7 protein-coding genes are annotated in these 7,584 nt (G+C 32.4%); 2 read left to right on the forward strand and 5 right to left on the reverse strand.

What is annotated here, in order from left to right:
* Window positions 1-167: 167 nt before the first annotated feature.
* The 4 genes from RH915_RS11275 to fusA form a co-directional block, all read right to left on the reverse strand.
* On the reverse strand, window positions 168-311 hold the full coding sequence (locus tag RH915_RS11275; RefSeq protein WP_310480129.1) for a hypothetical protein: 144 nt from the start codon (window positions 309-311) through the stop codon (window positions 168-170).
* Window positions 312-325: 14 nt separating this feature from the next.
* Window positions 326-622: a hypothetical protein gene (locus RH915_RS11280; protein WP_310480131.1), complete on the reverse strand. Its 297-nt coding sequence runs from the start codon at window positions 620-622 to the stop codon at window positions 326-328.
* Between the two features lie 423 nt (window positions 623-1,045).
* Window positions 1,046-1,297 (reverse strand): hypothetical protein, encoded by a 252-nt coding sequence (locus RH915_RS11285; RefSeq protein ID WP_310480132.1) that lies wholly within the window; start codon window positions 1,295-1,297, stop codon window positions 1,046-1,048.
* A gap of 258 nt (window positions 1,298-1,555) precedes the next feature.
* Window positions 1,556-3,610 (reverse strand): elongation factor G, encoded by a 2,055-nt coding sequence (fusA, locus tag RH915_RS11290; protein ID WP_310480134.1) that lies wholly within the window; start codon window positions 3,608-3,610, stop codon window positions 1,556-1,558.
* A 311-nt stretch (window positions 3,611-3,921) separates the two neighbouring features.
* On the opposite strand from fusA, the gene hisC reads away from it, so the two are divergent.
* The gene (hisC, locus tag RH915_RS11295) at window positions 3,922-5,019 is read left to right on the forward strand and encodes a histidinol-phosphate transaminase (RefSeq protein WP_310480135.1); all 1,098 of its coding nucleotides are present in this window, start codon (window positions 3,922-3,924) and stop codon (window positions 5,017-5,019) included.
* A 284-nt stretch (window positions 5,020-5,303) separates the two neighbouring features.
* A complete protein-coding gene (locus RH915_RS11300; RefSeq protein WP_310480137.1) occupies window positions 5,304-6,446 on the forward strand; it encodes a THUMP domain-containing class I SAM-dependent RNA methyltransferase in 1,143 nt (380 codons plus the stop codon).
* Window positions 6,447-6,571: 125 nt separating this feature from the next.
* On the opposite strand, the gene RH915_RS11305 is transcribed toward RH915_RS11300, so the two are convergent.
* Window positions 6,572-7,255: a LiaF transmembrane domain-containing protein gene (locus tag RH915_RS11305; protein WP_310480138.1), complete on the reverse strand. Its 684-nt coding sequence runs from the start codon at window positions 7,253-7,255 to the stop codon at window positions 6,572-6,574.
* Window positions 7,256-7,584: the final 329 nt, after the last annotated feature.

The raw sequence follows: 7,584 nt of genomic DNA on the forward strand, positions 1-7,584 counted from the left end.
CTGGCTTTTTATTATTTCTAATTCTTGCCAGAAAAGAGTATATTTTTTCACTAAAGCACAGATTACTTTACACTACCATCACATTATTTAACCGTACCCAAGGTGTAACCTAAAATGGGTCTTGACCAAACCGTCCCTTTGTGCTTTGTAGTGCTGTAGTTATTATTTTAAGAGTTACTTGCACAATACTTTGAGCCATCTATTGCTACTAGTTCCTTGTCATACAATTGCCATTCATCACATAGCTTTATAAATGCTCTAAATACATTTTTTAATGCTTTTTTATTCTTTTCTAGAGTCTCCTCTCCCAATGTGTTCTCGTGTACTACGTTTTTAAACTGAAATCCGTATACTCATACTCAGATAATGTAAACCTTCTCACTTCGTTGTTATATGTTGTTATATCAACAACATATATATCAAAGAATTTGGATTTTACTTTATATTCCTTAATATCTTTTAACTCGACTTTCTTTCCATTAAATGATATTAATTTATCATCATGAATATATGTATAATCGGAATTCATATTACCATTTAACATGAATAATGATAACACAAAAGCTAGCGAGTCCAAATCAGAATCCGCATATATACCCAGTAAAACAATTAAACATATCAATAGTCCATCACCTAGCAATAACGATATACTACCTAACACCTCCAAAATGATAATTTGTTCTCCGGTTTAAACTTGAATATTATTCTCATTCTATATAAGAAATTAAGAGAATATAAAATATAGATTGAAAATATTAACAGAGATATTATAGATGCAGAACTAAAAATATTTTCTATTTTAATAACAAAAAGTACGAGTGAAAAAGATAACATTATGGCGTGTATATAAAAAAAATTTTTCATAGATACTCCTTTAGCAATATATGATTTTATAAAATCTTTCTCGAATATATATTAGAGTCTCTGTATATATTGCAGAGACTCATCTTAACATTTATCTTGTTGCGTAATGAACCCCTAGACAACCAAGGGGAAGGTTCGGTATATATATTCAAGTTCTCTTTGTTGCCCCTGTTTTGGCACTTCAATCATTCATATCATCCTCTATTTTACTTAATTTTCTTTCCAAATATGCTCTATATGGACCACTGATATAAATATGTGAAAGACAAAGAATTATAATCCCTGGCAACAACCATGGTGATTCATTAGGAATTGTAAAATACAGAAATAATGTAAACATCAAAGTTCCACTAACATACCAAGTTGAAAATTTTAATCCTTCATTATATAGAGTAAAATAATTCGAGTAAAGAATCTTTAGTTTTGTTAACATTATTATCACCACCATTCTAGAGCTTTTAATTTAAGTAATACACATTGAATTGCAATTCTTCAGTATTTTATATTTAATATTTACAATAGTCAAATGGTACTTTTTTTCCCAATATGTGCCTATGTTTTTAAAATCAAAGGTTTTATTGATTTATAATTATTTTCAAAAAACCCTTCGACAGTTTTCTACATTTAAAAGCAAGAAAGCAGGTCCCTCAAGGATACCTGCTTCAATTAATTATATTTTATATTTCTTTTCCTACCCTTGCTGGGCTACAACTTTCTCACTGATCATTTGTGGTACCTCTTCATATCTAGCAAAATCCATCTCAAAGCTGCCCCTTGATTGGGTCATTGATCGTAAATCTATTGCATATTTAAACATCTCTGCCTGGGGCACTTCTGCAATAATACATTGTTGACCCCCTTTAGGTTCCATTCCTAAAATTCTACCTCTTCTTTTATTAATGTCTCCCATTATATCTCCCATATATTCATCAGGCACTTTAATCTCGACTTTCATAATTGGTTCCAATAGCACTGGCTTTGCTTCACTAATTCCTTTTTTGAAGGCTAAGGATGCGGCGATTTTAAACGCCATCTCAGAAGAATCAACATCGTGATATGACCCGTCGTAGAGAACTGCTTTTATATTCGTTACAGGGTATCCGGCTAATACGCCCTTTTCCATACAGTCTTTGATTCCCTTTTCTACAGCAGGTATATAGGATTTTGGTACGGCACCACCGAAAATTTCCTCTGCAAATTCAAAGTCACTAGCCGTTGGTTCAAAACGTATTTTAACATCACCGTATTGCCCATGGCCACCGGACTGTTTTTTATGCTTCCCTTGTACATCTGATTTACTTTTAATTGTCTCTCTATAGGGTACTTTAGGATCACTTAATTGTACTTCTACACCAAACTTATTTTTAAGCTTGCTAGTTATTACCCTCAGATGCAGCTCCCCTTGCCCTTTTATTATGGTTTGTTTTGTTTCTTTATTTCTTTCAAATTGAAATGTAGGATCTTCTTCGGCTAATCTTTGTAACCCGTTTCCGATTTTTTCTTCATCTCCTCTTGCTTTAGGTTCTACAGCTAAAAAGAGTTGGGGAGTTGAAAACTCAATGTCACTATAGACAATAGGTTTTTCTACTGAACAAAGTGTATCTCCTGTTAGGGTATGTTGTAACTTAGCCACAGCAGCAATATCTCCAGCATTTACTTCGTCTACTTCGATTTGTTGCTTTCCTCTTAGTAAAAAAGGGCTACCTAGCTTTTCTTTTTGATTTTTATTTGCATTTAATACTTCCATATCCGCTGTTAACCTTCCAGATATTACTTTAAACAAAGATATTTTACCGATGTAGGGATCAACGATTGTTTTAAATACCTGAGCTGAAAAAGGTTCGCTGGGACCTAATGTTCTCTCCTCCACTTTATTTGTTACTGGATTATCTCCTTGCTTAGGAGGCATATCTACTGGTGAAGGTGAATAGTCACAAATCATTTCTAGCAGTGTATGTATTCCTATATTTTTTGAAGCGGCACCACATATAACAGGTACAATATCTCCATTTATGACCCCTTTTCTTAAACCTTCACGTATTTCTTCTTCCGTAAAAGGTTCACCAGAGAAATATTTATCTAATAAAGCATCATCACTTTCTGCAACAGACTCTAGTAATAATTCTCGAATACTTTGAACTTCTTCCATTAAATCCTCAGGTATGGAATCATCTTTACAAGTCTCACCATCATATTTTCTTGCAACCATTTTTACAACATTTATATTTCCTACAAAGCTCTCTTGCTCTCCCAAAGGAATTTGAAATGGTGCTATTTTCTTACCGAACTTTTCTCTTAACTCTTCTAATACTTTTTTAAAGTTAGCATTTTCTCTATCCATTTTATTTACAAAAATAAAAGTAGGTTTTTTCTTATCTATCGCATAGTTCCATGCTTTCTCGGTACCTACTTCTATGCCACTGGTGGCGTCTGCTAGAATAATTATTCCCCCGGATACTTTTACCGCACTTTGTACCTCGCCAATAAAATCAAAGTAGCCCGGCGAATCCAAGAAATTAATTTTATAGTTTTGCCACTCCATCGGCAATAAAGATGTATTTATTGAAAGACGTCTGTTTATTTCTTCTTTATCAAAATCTGATGTGGTATTCCCATCTTCAATTGTTCCTATTCTATTAGTATACTTCGCCGTAAATAATGCGGCTTCTGCTAAAGTTGTTTTACCACTACCCCCATGGCCTAATAATGCAATATTTCTAATACGGTCAGTCTCATAGATTTTCATTTAATCTCCCCCTAACTGATTATTAGAATTACTTGATTTTATTATAAGTATTTCTATGAAATCAAAATAATTCCTTTATTTTTATAAACTTAATGATTGATTTAAATTCAGACTTGACGATAAATATGTGCTTTTTTCTTAATGCTTGCACTTTTTGTATGCAGTTCTGTTTTGAATCACATGTATATGTTTTGTTTCAAGTCAATATTCAGTTTATCTATATGCTTAGTTTAAATTGGTAAATATTTTGAATATTTAAATAATATGCTATACTTATTTTAATGTAATAACATATAACAAGGAGGGCTTTTATGACTGTAAAATTTCGTTCTCAAATCCAAGCTTTAACCCCTTATAAACCTGGTAAGCCAATAGAAGATGTTAAAAAAGAGTATGGCATATCAAAAGTTTTTAAAATGGCTTCAAATGAAAATCCATTAGGGTGTTCTCCCCTGGTTAAAGAAGCAATTAACAAATCTCTTGACTATTTAAATCTCTATCCAGATGGTAATGCAACAAAACTAAAATATGCTATTGCTACGAAGTTAGGTATAAAACCTTCTCAGGTTCAGCCTAGTAGTGGTTCTGACGAAATGGTTGATCAAATCGCCAAAACTTTTATAAACGAAGGTGATGAAGTTATACTTGCAGATGTAACTTTTCCAAGATATATTACAACTACAACTATGATGGGTGGCATTCCAGTGGTTGTACCTTTGAAAAACTTTACTTATGATCTAGATGCAATGAAAAGGTCTATTACAGATAAGACCCGTTTAATTTGGCTCTGTAATCCTAATAATCCAACTGGAACCATGTTTTCTGAAAAGGCTTTGTTAGATTTTCTCGATAGTGTCCCATCACATGTTATTATAGTTTATGATGAAGCCTATAATGAATATGTCACTAGTCCAGAATATCCTCATAACAGTGTCTCATTATTAGAGAAGTATCCTAACATTATCATTCTTAGAACTTTTTCAAAGATTTATGGTCTAGCGGCTTTAAGGATTGGTTATACTTTGGCATCTGAACATATTTTAAGTAATATTGATAAAATTCGTTCGCCTTTTAATGTAAACTCACTTGCACAGACTGCAGCTGTAGCAGCTTTAAATGACGATGAATTTTTAAAGGATAGTTACGCGTGTAATAAAGAAGGTAAAGCATATTTATGTGACTCATTTGACAGTATGGGAATTACTTATGCTCCTTCTGAAGCTAATCACATTTTCTTTGACTCAGGTAAAGAGTGTACTGAAGTGTTTACAGAACTACAAAAAAGAGGGGTAATTGTGAGACCCATGTATAATACTTATATTAGAGTTTCTATCGGTACTATGGAAGAAAATAAATTTTTTATCTCTCAACTAAAAGAGGTATTAGAATTAAATGTAGCTACAGCCTGAGAATTTTTTCTCAGGTTTTTAATTAAAAGAAATTAAATGAGGAAATTATATAATTAGATTTAGTAGAATAAATGTACCTTTCCTTCTTCAACTTAATAAACCCCAAAATCTTTAATACTACTTAGCCAGAAGGTCTAAGAATCTTTTACATATATTAGTTATCTCGTAGCGCATAAAAAAATACAGATAGGTTAGCTTAATTTATATTAAATCATTCCACATATGGCCGTTAATTTGTTATAATTTGTTGTAATGACTATAATATTTATGCAAGGGGAGATACGATGAAAAAAGTAGAGTTAATTGCGACAGCAACGTTTGGACTAGAAGCAATTGTTAAACGTGAAGTTATAGATTTAGGGTTTGAAGATATTAAAACTGATAATGCAATGGTTACTTTTAAAGGGGATCTGTCAAGTATACCAAAGGCTAATCTTTGGTTAAGGTGTGCAGATAGAGTTTTACTTAAGCTAGGGGAATTTAATGCTACTACATTTGATCAACTTTTTGAGCAGACAAAAGCATTGCCCTGGGAAGAGTGGATTCCTGAGGATGGCAAGTTTACTGTAACAGGGAAATCCATTAATTCAAAACTATTTAGTGTTCCAGACTGTCAATCTATTGTAAAAAAAGCCATCGTTGAAAAGCTTAAGAAAAAGTATAATGTAACGTGGTTTTCAGAAACTGGTCCTGAGTATACGGTTCAAGTATCCCTACTTAAAGACAAAGCAATATTGACTATAGATACAAGTGGTACTGGTTTACATAAAAGAGGCTACAGAGAAAACAGTGTACAAGCTCCTATAAAGGAAACTTTAGCAGCAGCTTTAGTTAAGTTAAGCTTCTGGAATAAAGATCGTTTACTTCTTGATCCTTTTTGTGGCTCCGGTACACTTCCAATCGAGGCGGCAATGATCGGAAGAAATATTGCTCCAGGACTAAACAGAAGTTTCGCCTCTGAAAAATGGTCCATTTTCAAACCTGAAATATGGAAAAATGCCCGTGTCGATGCACTTAAATCTATAGATCAAAACGTACAGCTTAAAATTAAAGGGACTGATATTGACCCAGAAGCAATTGAAATTGCAAAAGAAAATGCATTTGAAGCTGGAGTAGACGATTGTATTGAGTTTGATCAAAAACCCTTAGGTGAATTAGACTTCAAAGATGAATATGGAGTAATTATATGTAATCCACCCTACGGTGAGCGTCTAAGTGAAGTTGAAGAAGTTGAAAAACTTTATACTAGTATGGGCAATTACTTTGAAAATTTAAATACTTGGTCTAAGTATATTATTACTTCTTTTGAGGAATTTGAAAACTTTTATGGAAAAAAAGCTGATAAGAAAAGAAAGTTATATAATGGTCGTATAAAAGTTGATTATTATCAATACTTTGGCCCTAGACCACCAAAATCAATTACATAATTAGATTTAGTCTATAAAAACTTTCAGTTAATAATTATAAAATAAAAAAACAGATTATCTTTTAGTTGATAATCTGTTTTTTGATAGTATAAAAAATGTAGTCATCGTTTACTTTTTTCTTTTGTCTAGTTCCTTACTTCCAGTCCTCCAAAGGCAACCAGACATTTAAGTACTAAGACAGGGGCATTATCGTCTAATTCATACCCTTTTGTATTATCTTCCCATCCACCAAAAACAGGTACACCATTCATTACAATTCTCCAATTCTCTGGTACCTTTATTTCGACACCTCCAAAAGCAGTGAATACATCTAGTACGGCTTCTTCTGAGTTAGGTATTTGGGCATCTCTAAGATCTATATCAACACCACCGAATATTGCAACCGCATTTCCACCTCTAAAGTTTCGGGATACACTTCTAATACTAGACCCTCCAAATATAGCAATACTATCTAATACATCCTTAGTGCTACCATTCTTCTTTTTGGATTTAGAAAACATAATTGATATACCAATTAAAATTAGTGCTAATGGCCATATATAAGCATAGGTAAATCCTTTAAGTATATTCAAATTATGAAGTTGAAATAAAATTCCTATTGCTAAGACTACTAACCCCCCTACCTTGGATGCAGGATTTGTTATTACTGTAAAGGCACCAGAAAAAATTAATACCAAAGGCCAGTAGTTATTAATTAGATAAATAATATCAACATCGTAGGTTCCCGTTGTGTTTAGAAGAGCCAGTATTCCTATTAAAACAACAAAAACACCAAAGACTTTTCGTCCTGTTATAATTGATTTCTCCATATTTAATTTCCCTCCCTTAATATTTTATTAACTAGTTTTAATGATAATCTAATTATAGTAAATTTACGTTACTTATACTACATTTTTTTTATATTTTTACCTATATTTTCTTTTTATTTAATTCTAATATACCCATGTCATTATCTAATGTATAAATATCTTTGAAATTTGTTCTTTTAAAATTTCAAAACAAAAATAAAAAAGATACTCCACCATCTCTCCCAGGCGATCTCTCACCAAGTACCATCGGCTGTTAAGCAGATGTCCCAAAAGTAGTTTGGTGTCAGTCGCTTATACAGAGTACAAGTTGATGACCAAAAGTGTGTATT

The organism is Serpentinicella sp. ANB-PHB4 (assembly GCF_031432315.1).
In the GTDB taxonomy this organism is placed as follows: domain Bacteria; phylum Bacillota; class Clostridia; order Peptostreptococcales; family Natronincolaceae; genus Serpentinicella.

Coding starts and splice junctions, on each gene's coding strand:
- RH915_RS11285 (WP_310480132.1), bottom strand. CDS start 1,297: ATGTTAACAAAACTAAAGATTCTTTACTCGAATTATTTTACTCTATAT.
- fusA (WP_310480134.1), bottom strand. CDS start 3,610: ATGAAAATCTATGAGACTGACCGTATTAGAAATATTGCATTATTAGGC.
- hisC (WP_310480135.1), top strand. CDS start 3,922: ATGACTGTAAAATTTCGTTCTCAAATCCAAGCTTTAACCCCTTATAAA.
- RH915_RS11300 (WP_310480137.1), top strand. CDS start 5,304: ATGAAAAAAGTAGAGTTAATTGCGACAGCAACGTTTGGACTAGAAGCA.
- RH915_RS11305 (WP_310480138.1), bottom strand. CDS start 7,255: ATGGAGAAATCAATTATAACAGGACGAAAAGTCTTTGGTGTTTTTGTT.